Origin of the sequence: Chryseobacterium flavum, from assembly GCF_003385595.1 — a bacterium.
Taxonomy (GTDB): Bacteria; Bacteroidota; Bacteroidia; order Flavobacteriales; family Weeksellaceae; genus Chryseobacterium; species Chryseobacterium flavum.
Genome location: NZ_QNUE01000011.1, coordinates 1 through 21900 on the forward strand (window position 1 = coordinate 1; position 21900 = coordinate 21900).

The 21900-nt window shown below is 36.9% G+C and carries 19 protein-coding genes and 9 tRNA genes; 19 read left to right on the forward strand and 9 right to left on the reverse strand.

Annotated features, from left to right (window positions below; genetic code table 11):
• Positions 1–21 precede the first annotated feature (21 nt).
• The 9 genes from DRF59_RS13705 to DRF59_RS13750 all read left to right on the forward strand — a co-directional run bounded on the left by DRF59_RS13705 (position 22) and on the right by DRF59_RS13750 (position 1093).
• Positions 22–94 (forward strand) — tRNA-Met (locus DRF59_RS13705).
• A 38-nt stretch (positions 95–132) separates the two neighbouring features.
• Positions 133–205: transfer RNA gene (locus DRF59_RS13710), tRNA-Met, on the forward strand.
• Positions 206–243: 38 nt separating this feature from the next.
• A tRNA-Met gene (locus DRF59_RS13715) sits at positions 244–316 on the forward strand.
• Positions 317–354: 38 nt separating this feature from the next.
• Positions 355–427 (forward strand) — tRNA-Met (locus DRF59_RS13720).
• Positions 428–465: 38 nt separating this feature from the next.
• Positions 466–538, forward strand: a tRNA-Met gene (locus DRF59_RS13725).
• A 149-nt stretch (positions 539–687) separates the two neighbouring features.
• Positions 688–760: transfer RNA gene (locus DRF59_RS13735), tRNA-Met, on the forward strand.
• Positions 761–798: 38 nt separating this feature from the next.
• Positions 799–871 (forward strand) — tRNA-Met (locus tag DRF59_RS13740).
• Positions 872–909: 38 nt separating this feature from the next.
• Positions 910–982: transfer RNA gene (locus DRF59_RS13745), tRNA-Met, on the forward strand.
• Positions 983–1020: 38 nt separating this feature from the next.
• A tRNA-Met gene (locus DRF59_RS13750) sits at positions 1021–1093 on the forward strand.
• A 66-nt stretch (positions 1094–1159) separates the two neighbouring features.
• Here the strand turns inward: DRF59_RS13750 and DRF59_RS13755 are convergent.
• Together DRF59_RS13755 and DRF59_RS13760 are read right to left on the reverse strand one after the other, a co-directional pair.
• Positions 1160–1414, reverse strand: coding sequence for an Ada metal-binding domain-containing protein (locus DRF59_RS13755; protein ID WP_115961148.1), 255 nt, complete (start codon positions 1412–1414; stop codon positions 1160–1162).
• A gap of 20 nt (positions 1415–1434) precedes the next feature.
• Positions 1435–2145 (reverse strand): 2OG-Fe(II) oxygenase, encoded by a 711-nt coding sequence (locus DRF59_RS13760; protein WP_115961151.1) that lies wholly within the window; start codon positions 2143–2145, stop codon positions 1435–1437.
• Between the two features lie 182 nt (positions 2146–2327).
• Between DRF59_RS13760 and DRF59_RS13765 the strand changes: the two genes are divergently transcribed.
• The gene (locus DRF59_RS13765; RefSeq protein WP_115961154.1) at positions 2328–2774 is read left to right on the forward strand and encodes a GNAT family N-acetyltransferase; all 447 of its coding nucleotides are present in this window, start codon (positions 2328–2330) and stop codon (positions 2772–2774) included.
• A 293-nt stretch (positions 2775–3067) separates the two neighbouring features.
• On the opposite strand, the gene DRF59_RS13770 is transcribed toward DRF59_RS13765, so the two are convergent.
• Positions 3068–3649 carry a hypothetical protein gene (locus DRF59_RS13770; RefSeq protein WP_115961157.1) on the reverse strand — a complete coding sequence of 194 codons (582 nt, stop codon included), beginning with the start codon at positions 3647–3649 and terminating at the stop codon, positions 3068–3070.
• A 336-nt stretch (positions 3650–3985) separates the two neighbouring features.
• Here DRF59_RS13770 and DRF59_RS13775 point away from each other — a divergent pair, with 336 nt between their 5' ends.
• The 4 genes from DRF59_RS13775 (at position 3986) to DRF59_RS13790 (ending at position 7863) form a co-directional block, all read left to right on the forward strand.
• Positions 3986–4351, forward strand: coding sequence for a BlaI/MecI/CopY family transcriptional regulator (locus tag DRF59_RS13775; protein ID WP_115961160.1), 366 nt, complete (start codon positions 3986–3988; stop codon positions 4349–4351).
• Between the two features lie 6 nt (positions 4352–4357).
• The gene (locus DRF59_RS13780; protein ID WP_115961163.1) at positions 4358–6211 is read left to right on the forward strand and encodes a M56 family metallopeptidase; all 1854 of its coding nucleotides are present in this window, start codon (positions 4358–4360) and stop codon (positions 6209–6211) included.
• Between the two features lie 53 nt (positions 6212–6264).
• Entirely contained in the window at positions 6265–7170 is a 906-nt protein-coding gene (locus tag DRF59_RS13785; protein WP_115961521.1) for a GLPGLI family protein, read from the forward strand.
• A gap of 135 nt (positions 7171–7305) precedes the next feature.
• The gene (locus DRF59_RS13790) at positions 7306–7863 is read left to right on the forward strand and encodes a sugar O-acetyltransferase (protein WP_115961166.1); all 558 of its coding nucleotides are present in this window, start codon (positions 7306–7308) and stop codon (positions 7861–7863) included.
• 76 nt (positions 7864–7939) lie between these two features.
• Here DRF59_RS13790 and fsa read toward each other — a convergent pair whose 3' ends face one another.
• Complete coding sequence (fsa, locus tag DRF59_RS13795; protein WP_115961169.1) at positions 7940–8593, reverse strand: fructose-6-phosphate aldolase; 654 nt, start codon at positions 8591–8593, stop codon at positions 7940–7942.
• A gap of 250 nt (positions 8594–8843) precedes the next feature.
• On the opposite strand from fsa, the gene DRF59_RS13800 reads away from it, so the two are divergent.
• Positions 8844–9332 carry a YdeI/OmpD-associated family protein gene (locus tag DRF59_RS13800; protein ID WP_115961172.1) on the forward strand — a complete coding sequence of 163 codons (489 nt, stop codon included), beginning with the start codon at positions 8844–8846 and terminating at the stop codon, positions 9330–9332.
• Between the two features lie 50 nt (positions 9333–9382).
• Here DRF59_RS13800 and DRF59_RS13805 read toward each other — a convergent pair whose 3' ends face one another.
• Complete coding sequence (locus DRF59_RS13805; protein WP_115961175.1) at positions 9383–9949, reverse strand: tetratricopeptide repeat protein; 567 nt, start codon at positions 9947–9949, stop codon at positions 9383–9385.
• A 180-nt stretch (positions 9950–10129) separates the two neighbouring features.
• Between DRF59_RS13805 and pepE the strand changes: the two genes are divergently transcribed.
• The 3 genes from pepE (at position 10130) to DRF59_RS13820 (ending at position 13538) form a co-directional block, all read left to right on the forward strand.
• The gene (gene pepE, locus DRF59_RS13810; protein ID WP_115961178.1) at positions 10130–10822 is read left to right on the forward strand and encodes a dipeptidase PepE; all 693 of its coding nucleotides are present in this window, start codon (positions 10130–10132) and stop codon (positions 10820–10822) included.
• 170 nt (positions 10823–10992) lie between these two features.
• Positions 10993–12366 (forward strand): D-alanyl-D-alanine carboxypeptidase/D-alanyl-D-alanine endopeptidase, encoded by a 1374-nt coding sequence (gene dacB, locus DRF59_RS13815; protein ID WP_115961181.1) that lies wholly within the window; start codon positions 10993–10995, stop codon positions 12364–12366.
• 5 nt (positions 12367–12371) lie between these two features.
• Entirely contained in the window at positions 12372–13538 is a 1167-nt protein-coding gene (locus tag DRF59_RS13820; protein WP_115961184.1) for a sensor histidine kinase, read from the forward strand.
• Between the two features lie 63 nt (positions 13539–13601).
• Here the strand turns inward: DRF59_RS13820 and DRF59_RS13825 are convergent, their stop codons facing one another.
• The 4 genes from DRF59_RS13825 to DRF59_RS13840 form a co-directional block, all read right to left on the reverse strand.
• Complete coding sequence (locus DRF59_RS13825) at positions 13602–15458, reverse strand: M61 family metallopeptidase (protein WP_115961186.1); 1857 nt, start codon at positions 15456–15458, stop codon at positions 13602–13604.
• Between the two features lie 183 nt (positions 15459–15641).
• The gene (locus DRF59_RS13830; protein WP_115961189.1) at positions 15642–17273 is read right to left on the reverse strand and encodes a M1 family metallopeptidase; all 1632 of its coding nucleotides are present in this window, start codon (positions 17271–17273) and stop codon (positions 15642–15644) included.
• A 185-nt stretch (positions 17274–17458) separates the two neighbouring features.
• Entirely contained in the window at positions 17459–18286 is an 828-nt protein-coding gene (gene tatC, locus DRF59_RS13835) for a twin-arginine translocase subunit TatC (protein WP_185144922.1), read from the reverse strand.
• A 124-nt stretch (positions 18287–18410) separates the two neighbouring features.
• Complete coding sequence (locus DRF59_RS13840) at positions 18411–19370, reverse strand: KpsF/GutQ family sugar-phosphate isomerase (protein WP_115961195.1); 960 nt, start codon at positions 19368–19370, stop codon at positions 18411–18413.
• Positions 19371–19528: 158 nt separating this feature from the next.
• Here DRF59_RS13840 and recQ point away from each other — a divergent pair, with 158 nt between their 5' ends.
• The gene (gene recQ / locus DRF59_RS13845) at positions 19529–21733 is read left to right on the forward strand and encodes a DNA helicase RecQ (protein WP_115961198.1); all 2205 of its coding nucleotides are present in this window, start codon (positions 19529–19531) and stop codon (positions 21731–21733) included.
• Positions 21734–21900: the final 167 nt, after the last annotated feature.

The following is a 21900-nucleotide window of genomic DNA, read 5'->3' on the forward strand; positions in this document are numbered from 1 at the left end:
GTAAGCACTCTAAAAATACACCGCGGGATGGAGCAGTAGGTAGCTCGTCGGGCTCATAACCCGAAGGTCATCGGTTCGAGTCCGGTTCCCGCTACTAAGCCAGTGCTTTCGGTAAGCACTCTAAAAATACACCGCGGGATGGAGCAGTAGGTAGCTCGTCGGGCTCATAACCCGAAGGTCATCGGTTCGAGTCCGGTTCCCGCTACTAAGCCAGTGCTTTCGGTAAGCACTCTAAAAATACACCGCGGGATGGAGCAGTAGGTAGCTCGTCGGGCTCATAACCCGAAGGTCATCGGTTCGAGTCCGGTTCCCGCTACTAAGCCAGTGCTTTCGGTAAGCACTCTAAAAATACACCGCGGGATGGAGCAGTAGGTAGCTCGTCGGGCTCATAACCCGAAGGTCATCGGTTCGAGTCCGGTTCCCGCTACTAAGCCAGTGCTTTCGGTAAGCACTCTAAAAATACACCGCGGGATGGAGCAGTAGGTAGCTCGTCGGGCTCATAACCCGAAGGTCATCGGTTCGAGTCCGGTTCCCGGTACTAAGCCAGGGTTTTCGGTAAGGACTCTAAAAATCCAACCGGGGATGGAGCCGGAGGTAGGTCGTCGGGCTCATAACCCGAAGGTCATCGGTTCGAGTCCGGTTCCCGCTACTAAGTCAGTGCTTTCGGTAAGCACTTTAAAAATACACCGCGGGGTGGAGCAGTAGGTAGCTCGTCGGGCTCATAACCCGAAGGTCGCACGTTCGAGTCGTGTCCCCGCTACTAAGCCAGTGCTTCCGGTAAGCACTCTAAAAATACACCGCGGGATGGAGCAGTAGGTAGCTCGTCGGGCTCATAACCCGAAGGTCATCGGTTCGAGTCCGGTTCCCGCTACTAAGCCAGTGCTTTCGGTAAGCACTCTAAAAATACACCGCGGGATGGAGCAGTAGGTAGCTCGTCGGGCTCATAACCCGAAGGTCATCGGTTCGAGTCCGGTTCCCGCTACTAAGTCAGTGCTTTCGGTAAGCACTCTAAAAATACACCGCGGGGTGGAGCAGTAGGTAGCTCGTCGGGCTCATAACCCGAAGGTCGCACGTTCGAGTCGTGTCCCCGCTACTAAGAAGAGAAGCATAATATGTGCTTCTCTTTTTTTATTGACTAATGATAGCAGATTGTAGCGATTCACACCTTATCCGTATGTTGCTTTTTCCATATATTGTATTCTTTTTTCATGCAGTTTCCGCAGGGACGATAGTTGTTTTGCACCGCTTCTTCTGCGGAGCCAAAGAAAACCCTGTTTTCTTTCTTCATTCTTTTACCGGAAGTACAACGGAGCAATCCGTAGATCTTTAATTTTTTATTTCCCGCAAACCGGATTTCCCGGCTGTGGATTTTACTTTTTAAAGAAAAATCCGATAGTTGGGTGTGTTGTAGCATAAAAATAAATAAGATCTGGGTTAAGATATGGCATCATGGAAAATGATTCCTAATGTACAACGGGATCCCTCTTTTACTTCACTGACTCCATGCTTCACGTTTACCCTGTAATACCCTCTGAGTCCCTTTTCGGGTTTGAAATTTGTGGTAAAAATAAGGGCATCTCCTTTTTTGGGCTGTAAGACCACTGCCTTTGACTGGGCTCTTGGAATTTGTTGCGTGAGGATAAATTCTCCGCCTGCAAAATCTTTCTCCGGTTCATCCAGCATAAGTACGACCTGAATTGGAAAGTACAGATCACCATATAAATCCTGATGAAGTGTATTAAAGCCGCCTTTACCATATTTCAGGATTAAAGCGGTTGCTTTGTGCTGGCCATTATGGTGGCATTGTTTCAGGAATTCTTCATGGCGTTCCGGAAAAATTCTGTCGATCTGTAAAGCCTTAAACCAGGAGTTGGCAATAGGAACCAGATGAGGATAAATATAGGTCCTGATGGTTTGAATAAGTTCCGGCAGAGGGTAATTGAAATATTTATATTCACCTAAACCAAAACGATGGCGGGCCATCACCACTGTTTTACGGTATATGGGCTGATGGTAGCCTGATTTTAATATTTCACATTCTTTCTCCGGCAGAAAACCCGGAATATGAGCATAGCCGTTCCGGTGCATGGCTTCGGTGATCTGATGCCAGTCGATACTGTTGATCTTTTGGATAATATCTGTCATGTCATGATTTTACAGAACAAAGGTCCTGTTTTAAATGAAAATATAAAATCCGGAACATGTGATATTTTATCTGTACTGCGGGGAGAACGTATTTCTGGACCACCTCTATAAGTTATATCTGGATGATACAAACAGTATTGCTTAAAGCTAATTTTGTGGTGTTAATAAATATATATATAACGATGGAGTATACAATCAGAAAAGCAGGTCTTGAAGATCTTAACGAAACAGCCGGATTATTTAATCTTTACCGTATTTTTTACCGTCAGGAGTCAGACATGGAAAAAGGAAAAGCCTTCTTAAAAGAACGGTTTTTAAACGGAGAATCAGATATATTTCTTGCTATAGCTGATGGAAAGGCAGTAGGGTTTGTTCAGCTATATAAACTGTTTCATTATACAAAATTACAAAAACAATGGTTATTGAGTGACTTGTTTGTTCATCCTGATTATCGGAGCAAGGGCCTTTCCATAGCTCTAATAGACCGTAGTAAACAATGGTGTGAAGAAACAGGAGCTTGTGGTCTTCTGCTTGAAACAGAAAAAACAAATGAAATCGGGAATACACTCTACCCCCGGTGCGGATTTGAATATGACGGGACACATAACTACTATCACTGGTGGAAATAATACAGAAGGAAATTAAGTAGTATTATTTCTACATAATATATTATTTAATTCTACAAATATTGCTTCACAGATAAGAGATATAAACCTATTTTTGCTTTACTCTTTATCAGAATTTAGGACAGTTGATTATAGAGTGAAATGCAAAAAGATCTCCGCCTTATTTTCTACTTTTTCCCTACAGTTTAGGATTAATACCAGAAACTGCTTTTTAGGCGGAGATTTTTGCATCAAATAAAAAAGAGAACTATTTCTTAATAGTTCTCTTTTTTGTTTTTTTTATATAAGATTATATATTATTGAGCCAGTTGGTCAAAAGGAGTTAATTTATTATCATCAGACATAGTCTGATCTAAAAACTCTCTTTTCTGATTCGCTTTCATTCTTCCGGCAGCATCATTGGCGTTGAAATAGGCTTCACTTAACTTCGTTGCAATATCTGCAGGCTTGAAATCAAATTTTGTATCCCCTTCCACTCCTAAATATCCGTTTTTTCTGGTAAGGTTTGTAATGTAATTATTGTAATTGATTAATGTATTTCTCAGGTATTGGGTATGATATTCCATACATTTCTTTGATTTTTTAGAAGAGTTGTTCAGGATACAGTTTTTCATATTATTTCTGTATAAAAACCATTCAGATTCTAAAATTTTATATTCTTTACCTACTGCAATCTTTCCGTTTGTTAAAATGGTATTGTCACTTTCCTTAGTAGCAATAGCCTGAAGATGTTGAATTACTAATGGAACGGTAGCTTCAATCTTTGATTTTGTTTCCTTTAATACGCTGAGGTCAGCCGCCGGGGATTTTTTCTTTTGTGCCGTAGTAACGTTAAAAATGAGCAGCAATAGTACAATCAGTAAATTATATCTTTTCATGAGAAATTTTTAAAGCACTAAAATAAATATAATTTCCCGGTTTAAACAAATCCATTTTAATTTTATTTAATAAAAATTAACAAATCTTAAGAATTTATATAGGAAATAGCTTCTTTTTATATTGATCATACAGGTAATGAATTCTTATTGTTGATAAGTTAATATATTTTGTTTAAAATTATTTAATTGATTATCAGTTATTTATGTTTGTTTGTCTGATTATCACTAAAAAAATAGTTGTTCAGGTCAATTTTATTTCTACATTTGTATAACTAATTTCTTAGTGATATAAGATTAAAGGATTTTACGTCACCATAATAGATAAATGAAAAGGATATGAAAATTCAGACTCTAACAAAAGCAGAAGAACAGGTAATGCAGTATTTATGGAAAATAGAAAAAGGATTTCTAAAAGATATTCTGGATCTCTTTCCTGAACCTAAACCGCATACCAATACGGTTTCTACCATTTTAAAAGTGCTCAAGGATAAAGAATTTGTAAAATATGATGTACATGGCAGACAACATGAATACTACCCGTTGATTACCAAGGAGCAGTATTCAGGAAAGACTATGAAAAGTCTGGTAAAGAATTATTTCAAAGGCTCCTATAAAAGTGCTGTTTCATTCCTCGTGGAAAAAAATGAAATGACCGTACAGGATCTTGAAATGCTGTTAGATGAACTTAAAAAGAAAAACTAACATATCATGGAAGCAATACTTCTATACTTTGCAAAAGTAATTGTATGTTCAGGTGTAATGTTTTTATATTATCAGTTGTCTTTAAAAGACAAGACATTCCATCATTATAACAGATTTTATCTGTTGTCTGCGATGTTGATCTCGTTGCTGCTGCCCCTGATCAGGATTGATGACTTTACCATAGAAGTGAATAATGATGTTTTTATGCTTCTTGATAAGATTCAGAATTTTAATACAGAAAAAAAAATAGACCATGGTTACATTTATTTTAACATTGCTTTTTCAGCTCTGGGACTGGTTTCTCTCTATTTCCTAGGGAAGCTTGTCTATGGAATTTTCAAAATCCAGCAGTTTAAGAAGCAGTTTCAGAAAGAAAGTTTTGACGGGATCAATTTTTACCGTACAGACCTTAGCGAAGCTCCGTTCTCTTATTTTAAAAACCTTTTCTGGAGGAATGCTATTACCCTGCATTCTGATATCGGAAAACAGATTTTAAAGCATGAGATGGTGCATATCGAGCAGAAACATTCTTTTGATAAGATTTTTATCGAGATTATTACTTCTGTTTTATGGTTTAATCCATTTTTTCATATCATAAAAAAAGAAATTAATCTGATCCATGAATACCTGGCTGACAAAAAAGCCGTAAAACATTCGGACACCAAAGCATTTGCGCAGATGCTTTTAGCAAGCCACTTTTCCGGAACCCAGTTGCCTGCTTCCAGTCCGTTTCTAAGTTCAAACCTTAAAAAAAGACTTAAAATGTTACAAAAACCTAAAACCAAGTTCGGATATGCGCGAAGAATTTTTGCATTGCCCGTTTTATTTTCAGTAGCTTTTGCTTATATGGTAAATGCTAAGAATAAAGAAATTGAAGAAACCAACATCAATATTCAAAAAGCAGTTTCACAAATTCAGAAAGATACGGTAAGACCTGGAAAAATACAGTATGAAGAAGTTAAAAACCCAATACCAGAATTGCCTGAACTAAAAGCAAGATCGGCAGAAATTCAGAAAGAGCTCAATAAAAAAAGCAAAGAACTGAGTAAACTGAAACCTGAAACTTCAGCTTTTGATAAGAAAATAGAAGAAATAACGCTGCTTGCCTCAGAAATGGGGAAAATAGGGGATGAAACATCCAGGCTGGTAGATGGCTATTTCAAATCTCCTGACTGGAAAAATAAAATGGAAGCTCTGGACAATCTAAAAGTTGAAGTGCCTGATCTGCCTGACCTTGATCTTGATTTACCAGATCCTCCGTCACCACCGGATGCTCCGGATACTCCTCCGGGACCGCCAAAAGCACCAAGAGCAATTTATTTTAAAAATAATAACACAGTCTATTATAAGGATCTAAGTCCTAAAGAAAAAGCTGAAGTCCGCAGAGCAATGAAAAAGGCCCGAAAAGCAATGCAGGAAAGTGAAAAAGCAAGGATTGAGGGAGAAAAAGCTAGAATAGAAGGTGAAAGGGCTTTGATAGAGAGCGACAGAATCCGAAAAGAAGGCGATAGAATCAGGATTGAAGCTGAGAAAGCAAGAACAGAGGCCCGAAAAGTTGCTTTTGAAAGTATGGGGAACTTTAAAGAAATCCATTCGTTTAAACAGGGTGATGCTCCTAAGGTAATCATTATGAAAGCAGATTATATTAAAAGAGACGGACAGGGGAATCTTGCAGCCAGGGGAATTAAGCAATATAAAACAGATGGCTATGATGTGAGATACTTTATCAACGGCAGCGAAGTCTCAAAAGAAGAGATCAATACTTTTAAAGCTGAAAATATTGCAAGCATTAATGTGATCAAAGAAAATAAAATGAGAGGAATACCGCAAGCTGAAATAAGAATTCAGACAAAGAAATAAAGTTCCATTAAGCTTTGTCAATTTAATTGGCAAAGCTTTTTATAATGTTCAATATGAAAAATACAATTCTATTCTGTATGTTACTGGGGAGTGCTGTTAGTGCCCAGGTCAACAGATTTTTTTATGATTACAGGTTCATTCCTGACTCTAATAATAAGACGGAGGTAAAAACAGAAATGATGCTTCTGGATATCGATAAAAATGGTTCAAATTATTATAGCCATGATAAATTTGTTGCAGATTCTATCGGAAGGGCAGATCTTGAAAAACAGCTGAAAGCAGGCGGGGGAAGCATCAGTGTAAACAGAAGAGAGAAGCCGGGACAGGTCTCTTATAAAGTAACCAAAGAATACCCTGATTTTAAAACCTATCTTTTCAGAAATATTTCTGTAGACAAATATAAGATAAAGGAAGATAAAAAACCTGAGTGGAATATTTTACCGGATAAACAGAAAATAGGAGAATACAATGCACAGAAAGCAACCACCAGCTTCGGAGGAAGAGAATGGACCGCTTGGTTTACAACTGAGATTCCTTTTCAGGACGGACCCTATAAATTTTATGGATTACCAGGGCTGATTGTAAAGATTGAAGACGCTACAGGATCTCACAGTATGGTATTAGCAGGAAATAAAACAGTAAAAGCTACAGAGGCTGAAAAAGAGACACAGCTTCCTGAAAATGTAAAAATACTGGGTCTATTTGGTAAAGAGATAGAAGTAACAAAAGAGCAGTTCAAAAAAGCCTGGAAAGCTTATGTAAATGATCCTACCAAGAATATGAGAGAACTGATGATGAAGAATGGAGGAGATACAAACTCTAAAGTAGCATTTAAAGTGAAAACTGCAGATGGAAGGGAATTCTCAGATCCCAATCAGGTGTTCAGGGAGATGGAAAAAAGAACAAAAGAATCTCTTCAGAAAGATAATAATCCAATTGAACCGGACCTGGTAAATTAGAACTATATCAATTCATTTTATAACCAAAACAGGATGCATTTATGTATCCTGTTTTTCTTTTGTAATTTAAAATTACTGAATTTTAAATGCCGGATTGCTTACCTTTAAGTCTTAAATTCTAACACTTCGATCATTATGACAGAAAAGGAAAAATGTGCAGCAGGACTTTTATATAATGCTAACTATGATCAGGAATTAATTAATGAACGGCTTGCCTGTAAAGATTTATGCGGACAATATAATGAGCTTAAAAATTCTGACGAAGAAAAAAGGAACAGGCTGATCAGGAAAATTATAGGAAGCACAAAGGAAAATATTTGTATAGAGCCGGCATTCTGGTGTGATTACGGATATAATATTGAAGTTGGAGAACATTTTTACTCCAATCATAATCTTGTTATTCTGGATTGTGCAAAAGTGAAATTTGGAGATCATGTTTTCATCGGGCCAAACTGTAGTTTTTATACAGCGGGTCATCCGCTTGATCCAAAACAACGAAATGAAGGACTGGAATATGCTTATCCTATTACGGTAGGAGATAATGTCTGGATAGGGGGAAACGTTGTGGTCCTTCCGGGAGTTTCCATTGGAAATAATTCAGTGATAGGAGCGGGAAGTGTAGTTACCAAAAATATTCCGGATAATGTAGTGGCAGTGGGAAATCCGTGTAAAGTGGTGAAAATAATAGAATAAGATGATCGTCAGTAAATCTGAATAAAGAAGTCCCGGATTGTTCCGGGACTTATATATTTTAAAGTGCTGTCAGTTCTTATGCTAATTTCTGGGAATCTGCAATGAACTGCGCCAATCCGTTATCTGTTAATGGATGTTTTAATAAGCTAAGGATCGGAGGAAGCGGAGAAGTGATCACATCTGCTCCGATTTTTGCACAGTCAATAATATGCATTGAGTGGCGGATAGAAGCAGCAAGGATTTCCGTTTCAAACATATAGTTGTCAAAAATAAGTCTGATTTCCTGAATAAGATTTAATCCATCCGTTGAAATGTCATCTAACCTTCCAAGGAAAGGAGAAACATAGGTAGCTCCTGCTTTAGCAGCCAAAAGAGCCTGTCCTGCTGAAAAGATCAATGTACAGTTTGTTTTGATTCCTTTATCGGAAAAATATTTTAATGCTTTGATACCGTCTTTGATCATTGGGATTTTTACAACGATATTCGGGTGAATAGCAGCCAATTCTTCTCCTTCTCTGATCATTTCCTCATAAGTTGTAGAAAGAACTTCTGCCGAAATATCACCGTCTACAAGCTCGCAGATCGTTTTGTAATGGTTTTTGATTGCTTCAGCTCCCTGAATTCCTTCTTTAGCCATTAATGAAGGATTGGTAGTAACTCCGTCCAAAATACCAAGGTCTTTAGCTTCTTTGATTTGCTCTAAATTAGCTGTGTCAATAAAAAATTTCATTTCGTTAAATTAAATAGATTTATTTAAGCAAAGATAGGAGAATTAATTGAGTTATAAATGATGAAATAGAAATTATAAACTCAGAGATAAAAGAGTGGTGGGGAAGAGTTATATACAATGTCTGATATGATACAATATCTGATTCCAAGGGCTATCTGTTCATGAGCCTTTAATATCCGGATATATATATTGTATCAATACAATACAAATTATATTGTACATTTCCGGAAACAGATTACATTTGTTATTTATGAAAGAAAGAAATTTTACAGCAATATTGGAGATTATAGGAATCAATCCCTTTGTTTTTATTCCGGAAAATGTACTGGAACAGATCTTTCACGATTCGGGAAGGACGAAGAGCCCTATTCCTGTAAAAGGAACTGTAAACGGTAAAGAATTCAAACAGAACCTGATGAAATATCTGGGCGAGTGGAGGCTCTACATTAATCTGATGATGCTGGAAAAATCTCCCAGAAGAATAGGAGAAGTTATTGAAATTGTATTGGAATATGATGGTTCTGACAGGAGTATTTCCATTCATCCCAAGCTTGAACTGGCCATAAAACAAAGTTCGGTTGCCTCTGCAAATTTTGAAAAATTAATTCCTTCAAGAAAACAGGAACTGATCCGATATATCAATAATCTGAAGACTGAAGCAGCTATTGAGCGGAATATTGAAAAGATCATCCGGCATCTGCATGGTGAAGCAGATTTTTTTGGTAAGCAGATTGATTAACCGGCTGTCGTATAAAAATAAATCCGGAACATATTCCGGATTTATTTTTCTTATGAATTTAAAGTTTTGCTAAGCTTTATTGCATCCTGATTGGTTGGATCATACTGCAGAGATTTAGCAATGTGTTCTTTTGCTTTATTAGGATCGCTCTGTTGTTCTGCAAAAGCGAGATAGAAATAGGCATACGCCAGATTTTTCTTATTTTGTTCCACTTCTTCCGGTTTTACAGTAGCAATATATTTTTCATAAGCAAGTTTTGCATTGGCATCATCTTTTGCAGATTGATATGCATATGCCTGACTGTAATAAGACGGTGCCCAATCCGGTAACAGAGCTGATATTTTTTTCCAGGTATCAATAGCATTGGTCCAGTCTGAAGCTTCCTGATAAGCAGCAGCTAGTTTTGCCAATGATTCCGTATCTTTTGGATTGGCCTCAACTTGTTTTTTAAGACCTTCGATAGTGGAGTTACCTGCCTGAGCTGCAGTTGTATTAGCCGTATTAGCTGTTGCCTTGGCACTGTCTGTTTGAGTGGTTTGTGCATTTACAAAACTTGCAGTCCCTACAAGTATTAAACCTAAAAATAGATTTTTAATATTAACTTTAGCCATTTTCATAATCTTATATTTAAAAATTCTAAGTATCGAAATTCAAGAATAATTCCATAAAAAATCAAATTTTAGAAGCTTTAAGCTTTTTTAGAAAATATTAACGGATACATGAAATTTTTTATATGAATTTTTGATTCGTTCCTGTGGGGTTTTTATCTTTGCTATAACTTATAATATAATTCTTGTATGAATATCATATTGGCCTCAACATCCACATTATTCGGTGGAGAATATCTTGAATATCTTAGAGAAGAACTTATTCAGCTGTATAGCGGGATTGACGAAATTATATTTATTCCTTTTGCAAGACCCGGAGGTATTTCACATGATGAGTATACGGAAAAAGCACGTTCTTTTTTTGAAACGATCAACATCAATGTAAAAGGTCTTCATGAATTTGATAATAAAACGGAGGCATTGAATCAGGCAAAAGGCTATTTTACCGGTGGTGGAAATACTTTTTTACTGGTTAAAACTTTACATGAAGAAGGTCTTATGTCTGTTTTGAAAGAAAATGTAGCGGGAGGAAAATCATATCTGGGCTGCAGTGCAGGGAGTAATATCGGGGGGCAGAACATGAAAACTACGAATGATATGCCTATTGTTTATCCTCCGGGCTTTGACTGTATGGGGCTGGTTCCATTCAATATCAATCCGCATTATCTGGATCCAAATCCGGATCTGAAACACAACGGGGAAACCAGGGAAACCAGAATTAAAGAATTTCTGACTCAAAATGATATCAAGGTCGTAGGATTAAGAGAAGGTAACTGGATCAGAAGAAAAGGGGATATCATTACCGTTGAAGGGAGTGAACTGACAAGAATTTTTGAAAAAGATAAAGAGCCTTACGAAATAAAACCAGGAAGCGCTGTCTGACCTGTTGTTATAATACAAAGATTAAAGGCAATACGATAAGCTTTTATTTTAACTATATTTGATCTGAATTTATGACGTGTTTCAGCATTTGTCGTAACAATAAGTATTGTTATGGTAAGAAAGTGCTGAGTATGCCAGGCAATAAATCAGATCAGATCAAATAATAAACAATGAAAAAAATATTTGTGATTCTTTCCCTTTCTGTTCAGATTGTCTCTGCACAGAACATTGAACAGAAATTAGATAAAGTAACCAAAGATCTTATGGATTCTTCAGGGGCTGTTTCCTCCAGCTTATCTTTTTATGTTTCTGATGACAATGGAAATCTTATCTATGAATACCAGGGAAGCAAAGGTCTTTCAACAGCTTCCACACAAAAGATTTTTACAGCAGGAGCCGCGTTGGAAATATTAGGGAAAAGCTATACCTATACTACCACTTCCAGTTATTCCGGGAGCATATCCAATGGTATCCTGAACGGAAATCTGTTTATCAGTTCCAACGGAGATCCTACATTGGGAAGTTGGCGCTACGATGCGTACAAACCTGAAAATTTTAAAAACAAATTTATAGAAGCTGTTAAAAATTCCGGAATTACCAAAATATCCGGAGACCTGATTATTGATGATTCTTATTTTGATCACCAGACTATTCCTGGTGGCTGGCCGTGGGATGACCTGGGAAATTATTACGGAGCCGGAGTTTGGGGGATTAACTGGAGGGAAAACCAATTTGACATTAATATTAACGGGACCCAATTTAAAAGTTTTTCATATCCGTTGGAAGGGGTAAAATGGCTGAATGATCTTAAAACAGGAGGAAGCTCAGATCAAAGCCTGATTTTTACGGCTCCCCATTCTAATGTAGCCTTAATTAACGGGATGCTGCCTGGCGGAAAGACAGTAACGGTTTCGGGGGCAGTTCCTAATCCGCCTTTGCAGTTGGGGGTAGAAGCAAAACAGTGGCTGAAAGAAGCCGGAATTGATATTTCAGGAACGGTGGTAACCCAGTCACAGCTTGAAATAGAAGGAAAACAGACTTTGGAAGTTCCTGCAAATAATATCATCCTTAAATATCAGTCTCCGACTCTGGATAAAATTGTATACTGGTTTTTAAGAAAAAGTATTAACCTCTATGGGGAAACGATAATTAAAACATTGGGAAAAGAGAAAAGAGGAAATGCCAGCTTTAAAAGTGGTGTTTCTTACCTTAAAGAATTCTGGAAATCAAAAGGAATTAATCCCAATATGATCAACTTTGCAGACGGAAGCGGGCTTTCACCTCAAAACTATGCTGCAGCAAAAGCTGAGGTACAGGCATTATTATATGCCAAAAAGCAACCATGGTTTGAAGCTTATTATGATGGATTTCCGGTGCAGGAAAATGGGATGAAAATGAAAAGCGGGACCATGAGAGATACCAAATCCTTTGCAGGCTATCATACTGCGAAAGACGGTAAAAAATATGTGTTTTCAATTATTATCAACAACTATCAGGGTAGTGGAAGTGCCGAGCTGCAGAAAATTCTGAATGTTTTAAAATAAACAACTTGAGAAAGTCTATATTAACCAGACTCAATAACTGGATTATTTTTGTGGTAATGACTGCTTTGGTGGTAGGCATAGTAGTGGCTTCCACATCCTTAATCAATTTTCTCAGAAAAGAGGAAATCAAGAGGATTAATCTTCTTTCCAAAGCAATCAGGATTCAGCAGGAAGTCAAAACTCCGGATACTGACGTTCTGGATCTTTTGCCGGAAATTCTTAACATTAATAATACCATTCCTTTCATCGTCACTGATAAGTATAAAAATCCTATTCTTGATCTTGGATACTACAGGAATATTCCCGAAAGCACAATTAAGGATCCGGAGAAATTACAGGATCTGATGAGGAATATGGAGAAAAATTATGAACCCATAGAAATCAAGGTACCGGATGGGAATAATCAGTTTGTGTATTATGATAACTCCCGTTTGCTCAATAATCTCCGGTATTCTCCCTATATTTTAGGATTGTTTATCCTGTTGTATTTTGGTTTTTCTTTCTGGTTTTTCCGAACGATTAAAAAGACGGATGAGGGCTATCTCTGGGCAGGACTGGCTAAGGAAACTGCACATCAGATCGGAACACCGTTGTCTTCTATGATCGGATGGATGGAAATCATGAAACTGGATAACCCTGATTCAGATGGGGTACATGAGATTGAAAAAGATATTGAAAGACTCAGAACTATTTCAGAACGTTTTTCAAAAATAGGTTCTGTTCCGGAGCTCAATGATATGGATTTTAATGAAACCATTCAGGAGAATTATGATTATTTAAAGACAAGAATTTCCAGAAAAGTGAATTTCACTTTACATCTGCCTGCTTACAGACTTTTAGTACCTCATAATAGGATTCTGATGAGCTGGGTTATCGAAAACCTGGTGAAAAATGCTGTAGATGCGATGAAAGGAGAAGGCTCCATCACAATGTCGGTCTTTGAAAGAAATAAGAATATTCTGATTGAGGTAAAAGATACCGGAAGTGGGATGACCAAGCAACAGGCCAGAAATGCTTTTAAACCCGGATATTCTACCAAAAAACGAGGCTGGGGATTAGGCCTTTCCCTGGCAAGAAGAGTAGTGCATGAATATCATAACGGGGATATTAAAATTTCTCAGACAGAAGTCGGAAAAGGAAGCACCTTCAGAATAACCATTAAAAAAGTATGAGTCTTAACAGGGCAAACTGATATATAGAAAGCAAAAGCGGGGAAAGTTCCCCGCTTTTTATATTTATTTTTTACCAGTCAGCCACTGATTTTGCAGTTTCAGCTCTTCCGGACTAGGATTGGCTTTGTATCGGAGCATCTCCATCGTCAGCTTATCAAGTACAGCTTTTCCTTTAAGATCTATTTTCTCTTTCTTATCTCCGTTACCCCGAAGAACGGTTACGGTCACGTTTTGTCCTTCTTTGATTGTTTTTGCATAATTAATAAAAGACTGCATATCCTGAACATTGATCGTTTTACCATCTAAAGCCAGAACTTTATCCGTGATTTTAAATCCGATACTTTTTGCAAAAGGAGAAAGTGCAGAACTTTCATCAAAGACAAAGGCATTATCTTTATCATCATATCCGGTCTGATTAGGGTCTTTAATAAACCAGAAAATAGGAGGAGTTTCCTGTTTTTGTAATTCTACGCCTACCATATTCAGGTATTCGTTATAAGGAGTGGGCTGACTTCCTGCAATATATTTATTATAAAAATCTTTCACCTGAGAATACCCTGTTACTGCTACCAGTTCATCAATCAGCTTGTCATCTTTGAACGGTTTATTTTCTCCGAATCTCTGGGATAACTTTCTGATCATATCACGATATCCCATTTCCCCGTTTGATAACTTTCTTAATTCAATATCCAGACACATCGCCAGAAGAGCACCTTTTTCGTAAACATTTCTGTATTGGTCTTTATAAGGTTCCTTTAATACATTTTTACTCATTACCGTGAACGGCATGGTATCATCATAATTTTTAGAATTTGTGATCTTCTCATTGATTCTCTGCAAAAATTCTTCTTTGGTAATCAATCCTTCCTGGATCTGGAATAAATTGGCAAAATATTCGGTTCCCCCCTCATACATCCAGAGGTGCTGGGACATTTTAGGGTCTGCATAATTGAAATAGTGAATTTCTTCAGAATGTGTTTTCAGAGGATTTACAGTATGGAAAAATTCATGGGAAACTACATCTGTAATGGTTTTATCAATCGCATCTTTCGGCATCATTTCCGGAAGTACCACACTCGTTGATTCATGATGCTCAAGAGCACCGAATCCCTTGATATTTGGTCCTTCACCACCAGATAAGTAAAGCATGATGGCATATTTTTTATTGGTGTTCATGTCTCCTAGGAATTTCTTTTGAGCAATAACCATCTTTTCAAGATTGTCTTTAAAATCGGCTGCCTTATACTTTCCTGTCGGAGAATAAACTCCCAATACCAGTTCCATTCCGCCTGCATTAAACGTAATATAATCCGGTTTGGTATACATAAGAGGAGAGTCTGTTACTTTAGCATAATTCGCAAGAGTAAATGTATCAGTAGATTCCGATTTATCCTGGTCTACCAAAGCCGTTGTTCCGTAAAAGCCGGCAGGTTTCTGAATAATCAGCTGATAAGGAACATCCTGCATATTATCAATATAGCCAATGAAACCATGGGTATTGATCATGAATATTTTTCCTTGTTCAATATCTGTTCCGGAAGGAGAAAATACAGCCTTATGTTTTGAGGTGTCCATTTCCTCATCAAAGCTGTCATTTACAAGATAGGTAACTTTACTTAAATTCTGTGCATTCTTTAATGAGTAACTGTTGTCATTCACTTTGGAATAGGAGAGTTCTCTTCCTTTATTATCATAAAATTTAATGCCTTCTATAAATCTTCCGTAGTCATCCTCAGAGTAGGTACCCGGAACTGTTTTTGGAAAATGAAATTTAACATCACCGGATTTCATTTTCGGAAATTCCATGGTAACGGCTACTTTATCATCTTTTACATTGACAAGGTCAATGGTTGTTTTTATAGACTGCGCATTTGCTAAAAAAGCGGCAAAAAGGCCTAAGCTAAGTGCTGTTTTTCTCATTAGGTTTAAAATTTTATAGTTAAATAGTTGTTTTATTTCTCACTTTGTTACGGAATGATGTATTAAACTTTTCTTAAAATTTTTAATAAAAAAGATCAGAATGATGAATTTGTATTCAATGAACCTAAATAAAAAAGCAAAACCGTTTTCTTTAACGATTTTGCCTTTTCGTATGTTGTCCCTTTACTGGACGTTTTTATAATTGATATAATAGTTGTTATTGAGCTCAACCGGACTGTGTTTTTTAAGTTTTACAGTTTGCCAGTTTTCTGTTGGAGTTATTGTCTGGTCTCCGTTAATTCTGATGGGTAGCTTCAGGTTTTTAACGACATCTGTATATCTGAACTTTAACGTTTCGCCATTCTGAGAATATTCCAAAGTAGGAATTTTGGTAGTTCTTAAATATTGGTTAAATACCGTTGAAAAATCAATTCCTGATTTTGATATGATATAATTTTCAACCTGTTGAGTAGTAACAGTCTGATGATAAAAATCTTTATTCAAGCCTCTTAAAATCTGTCTGAATTTTTCATCATTATTGATTACCTGTCTTATCGTATGAAGCATATTGGCACCTTTAGGGTACATATCTCCGCTGCCTTCATTTCTCACGCCGTACTGACCAATAATAGGAATGTCATTGTCTATCAGTTTCCTGATCCCCTGAACATAGATTTCAGCAGATTTTTTGTCCATATATTTTTCCGTGAAAAGAGTCTCGGAATAATTGGTGAAACTCTCATGGATCCACATATCAGCCTGATCTTTTGCGGTAATATTATTGGCGAACCATTCGTGGCCGCTTTCATGAATAATAATGAAGTCCCAGTTTAATCCAACTCCTGTTCCGGAAAGATCTCTGCCAAGATAGCCGTTCTGATATTTGTTTCCATAGGCAACATTACTCTGATGTTCCATGCCCAGATGAGGAGACTCTACAAGTTTGTATGAATCTTCATAGAAGGGATAAGGCCCGAACCAATACTCAAATGCGGAAAGCATCGGCTTTACCTGTTGAAACTGTTTTTTTGCCTTGTCCAGGTTATAGTCAAGTACCCAGTAATCCAGATCAAGTTTTCCCTTTTCTCCCTCAAATACATCTTTAAAATTTACATATTTTCCTATACTCGGGATAATGGAGTAGGCATTGATAGGATTTTTTACTTCCCAGGTATAAGTAGTTTTACTGCCGGTAGTTTTTTTATTAATGAGCCTGCCGTTACCCACACCCACCAGATCATTAGGAGTTATAATTTTCATGATGATTCCGTTATCAGGTTCATCACTCCAGATATCTTTGGTAGGAAGCCATATGGAAGCTCCTATTCCCTCATCAGCAGCTGTCATCCATGGGTTTCCTTTTTCATCTTTAGTGAAAACCCATCCGCCATCCCAGGGTGCCTTTTTAGCAATGGTTGGATTTCCGGAATAGATAACGTTGATGGTGTATTTTTCCCCTTTTTTGAATTTTTTATTTGTTGTAATGAAAATAAAATCTCCATCCTGCTTATAACCGGCAATAGGAAAGCTACCTTCCACCTTATCAGCTTTCATAGGCTGCTGAAGGTCAATCTGAAAAACAGGATTGGTAACATCTTTTATAATCTCAAAGCTGATTGTATTATTTCCTTTGATGCTTTTCTGTTCAAAATCCGGTTCTACAGAAAGATCATATTTTTTGACATCCCAAAAATTCCGGAATTCCGTATTGGAACCTTTTAAAGTATCCTGTTTGGTAAAAACCTTCCCTTTCTCAAAGAACTGTCCAAAAACCAATCCTGATGCAAATAACAGGGTGTATGACAATTTTTTCATTTAAACTTTATTAATAATCTTTTCAAAAATAGAAAATTTAATTTACAGCAAACTTGTAAAAGAGATAAAAAATAATTAATAGACAATAGAAAAATACATGAGTCAAATTAAAAGGGGATGCATATAAATAAAAAGGTCTGTTTTCACCGGTGAAAACAGACCTTTTTATATTATTGAAATACATTTTAGTCCTGTACTACAGGAAGGTTACCGTTACTTTTCTGAACCCTTTTGTAAGTGAAAGTACACATCATAATACTGAATTCATACAGGATAATCAGAGGGAAAGCTGCCATTAGCATACTTAAAACATCAGCAGGAGTTATAATTGCTGCAACAACCATAATTAAAACAATAGCATGACGGCGATACGTTTTCATGAAGACCGGAGTCAGAATTCCTATAGTGGTCAGGAAGTAAATCAGGATAGGAAACAGGAAAATAACCCCCATTCCCAAAATCACCTGAAGAAATAATGTTGTATAGTCACTCAGATCATACAGAGGAACAATAATATCTGAAATTTTAAAAATAACCCCGAAATTTACTGCAAAAGGAAGGATTAAAAAATAACCGCACAGAATTCCTGTCATAAAAAGAATCCAGACTGCATTAATGATATATATAGAGTTTTTCCTTTCCCTTGGATGCAATGCAGGACTTATAAAACGCCATAATTCCCATACGATATAGGGGAAAGCAGCTACAATTCCTCCAAAGATAGAAACAGCCATCATGACATTAAATTGCTGATAAAGTCTTTGTACACGTACAGGAAAATCTTTCGGAAGATGAATGCTGTCTTCTCCTAAAAGCATTCTTGAAAAGTGATTAACAACCCTGAAGGTAGGAAAATCATTTCTGGTAGGACCGAAAAAGATATGGTCCATTATCCAGTTAATATTGAATCCTACTACAAAAGCAGCAATTATAATCGCAATAATTGAACGGATAAGGTGTCCTCGTAATTCTCCAATGTGCCCAAGGAAGGACATGTCTTTACCATCACTCACGGAATAAAATTTTTAAAGTGACAAATTTATGAAAAAATTGACAGAAGTGAGTTAGATTTTCCCTTAATTAAACTTTCCGTTTCAGTGGATTTCCGGCTCAGGCTCCTGTTATCAATTCCGCTTGTTAATTGATGCCTTCGTCCAGAAGTTTATGTAAATCGATAATGCCGAAATAGGTGCCATTTTCAGTAACAATAAGCTGTCCGATATTGTTGTCTTTCAATATTTTCATGGCTTCTTTAGCCAGGGCTTCCTTTTCGATGGTTTTCGGATGGGCAGACATGATATCCTTAGCAAGAACCTTGCTGATATCTTCTCCTTTCATCAGCATTCTTCTAAGGTCTCCGTCTGTAATGACCCCGATAATCTTATCTTCATTGGTGACAACTGTAATCCCGTGGCTGGATCCGCTGATGGAGATTATGACATCCCTTATTGTAGCTTCTTCTGTAACCTGCGGTTTCTGAGAGGATAGAAACTGTTCTACCTTGGCTGTCAGGTTTTTTCCCAGGCTTCCTCCCGGATGGAATTTTGCAAAGTCATTTGCTTTAAAATCATTCAGATCCATTAAAGCTACTGCCAAAGCATCACCCAATGCCATCTGAATTGTAGTAGAACTTGTAGGAGCCAGCTTATTCGGGCAGGCCTCTACATCAACATGAGTATCCAGGATTATTTCTGAGAATTCAGCAAGTTTACTGTTTTTATTTCCGGTCATTGCAATCAAAGCAGAAGAATAATCCTTTAAATAAGGAACCAGGTTAGTTATTTCCGGTGAGTTACCTGAATTGGAAATGCACAAAACCACATCTTGTTTCTGGATGACCCCGAGATCTCCGTGAATGGCTTCGGATGCGTGAAGGAATTGAGATGGAGTACCGGTAGAATTTAAAGTAGCAACAATTTTATTTCCTACATGAGCTGATTTTCCGATTCCTACTACGATCAGTTTTCCTTTTGCTGAGTGGATGATCTCCACAGCTTGTGCAAACTGGCTGTCTATTCTGTTTTTTAATTTTTCAAGTTCTGAAATTTCGATCTCTAAAGTACTTTTAGCAATTGATATAATGTTGGTTGTGTCCATTTTTCTACGATAAGGTATACAAAAAAGTTCTTAAAAAACGTTATATTTTAAAAAGAATATTTAATATAAATTTTATTTTTTATAAATTCGTTCGCTTTTATTTTAAGCAGAATTTTTATAACTTTGGGTTAGATGCAAATTTAGCAATAGAAAATTAGATGAGCGCAAAAAAAGCCAATTTATCAGGCGAATTGAAAAAGTATTTTGGGTTTTCTACATTTAAGGGACAACAGGAACAAATTATAGAAAACCTACTGGATGGGAAAGATATATTTGTTTTGATGCCTACCGGAGGTGGAAAATCATTATGTTATCAGCTTCCGGCATTGATATCGGAAGGTACGGCAATAGTCGTTTCGCCCTTAATCGCGTTAATGAAGAATCAGGTAGATGCAGTGAATGGCCTTTCATCTGATGATGGGGTGGCCCATGTATTAAATTCATCATTAAACAAGACCCAGACAAAGCAGGTATTTGACGATATTAAAAGCGGAAAGACCAAGCTTTTGTATGTAGCTCCCGAATCATTGATCAAAGATGATTATCTGGACTTTTTGAAAGAAGTTAAAATTTCTTTCTTTGCTATTGACGAGGCACACTGTATTTCAGAATGGGGACATGACTTCAGACCTGAGTACAGAAACCTGAAACAAATCATCGATAAAATTGCCAATGTACCGGTAATTGCTCTGACGGCAACAGCAACTCCTAAAGTCCAGGATGATATTCAGAAAACTTTAGGAATGACCAATGCACTGGTTTTCAAGGAAAGTTTTAACCGTCCTAATTTATATTATGAAGTATGTCCGAAAATCAATGTAGATAAGGAAATCGTTAAATTTATTAATCAACATAAAGGAAAGTCAGGAATAGTATATTGTCTTAGCAGAAGAAAAGTAGAAGAATTTGCCCAGCTTTTACAGGTTAACGGGATTAATGCACTTCCTTATCATGCAGGACTTGATCAAAAAATAAGAGTAGCAAACCAGGATAAATTCCTGATGGAAGAAGTAGATGTAATTGTTGCTACCATTGCCTTCGGTATGGGAATTGACAAACCTGATGTACGCTTTGTTATTCATTATGACTTCCCAAAATCACTGGAAAGCTATTATCAGGAAACAGGAAGAGCAGGAAGAGATGGAGGAGAAGGACACTGCCTTGCCTTCTATGATCCTAAAGATATTGAAAAGCTGGAAAAGTTCCTGGCTCAGAAACCGGTTTCTGAAAGAGAAATCGGATTACAGCTTTTGAATGAGGTAGTGGGTTATGCCGAAACATCAATGAGCAGAAGACAGTATATTTTATACTACTTTGGTGAAAGCTTTGACCCTGTAAACGGAGACGGAGCCCGGATGTGTGACAATTCATCCAATCCTCCAAAACTTAAAGATGCTACTGCCGACCTGAAAAAAGTGATAGACCTGATTAAGGATACGGGGGAGAAGTTCAAAGCCAAAGATCTTATATCGGTAATAGCAGGAAAAGAAACAGCGGTAACAAAATCCTATAAGCTTGAACAAAGTCCACATTTTGGTTTTGGAAAAGAAGAGAAGGATAATTATTGGAAGACCATTCTGAGACAAGCTACTGTTCAGAATTTTTTACAAAAGGATATTGAAACTTACGGGGTCTTAAAAATTGCTGAGAAAGGTAAAAAAGTACTGAGCGGAAAGTCCAAAGAGGTCTTTCTAATTGCAGAAGACAGGGAATTCGACCTTACTCAGGCAAAAGCAGATAGTGATCAGATACAACAACAGGCAGGAGGTGGCCTTGATCAGAATCTTTTTAACCAGCTAAAAGAACTAAGAAAAAAAGTAGCTAAGAAGCATGGAATCCCTCCATATACCGTATTTATGGATCCGAGTCTGGAAGATATGACGGTTCAGTATCCGATCACAGTAGAAGAGATTACAAAAATTTACGGCGTAGGAGAAGGAAAAGCTAAAAAGTATGGTAAAGAGTTCGCAGATTTTATAAAGACATATGTAGAAGACCATAATATTGAACGAACTCAGGATATGGTATTGAAACAAGTGGCTAATAAATCAAGCCATAAAGTTTTCATTATCCAGAGTACAGATAAAAAAATAGATCTTGAGGACATTGCAAGAGCAAAAAATCTTTCTATGAATGAATTGTTGAAAGAGATGGAAAGTATTGTCTATCAGGGTACAAAATTGAATATTGATTATTATATTGAAGACAATTTTGATGAAGATATTGTAGATGGTTTTATGGAGTTTATGAATGAGTCTGACAGTGACAGTATGAAAGTATTGCTTGATGAATTTGGTGACGAATTGTCTGATGAAGAAGTAAGAATGTTAAGGATTAAGTTCATTAGTGATGTGGCCAACTAGGATTGTGTATTTTAAAAATAATATAAAGTTCTTCTGAAAGAAGGACTTTTTTTGTGGAGTAGTATAACATATTTCCTTTTTATTTAATACAACATGCTTAATATTGTAATAAGCTGCTGACTCATTACAGAAGCTTTCCTTACAATCTTCATTACTTCAATATTTGA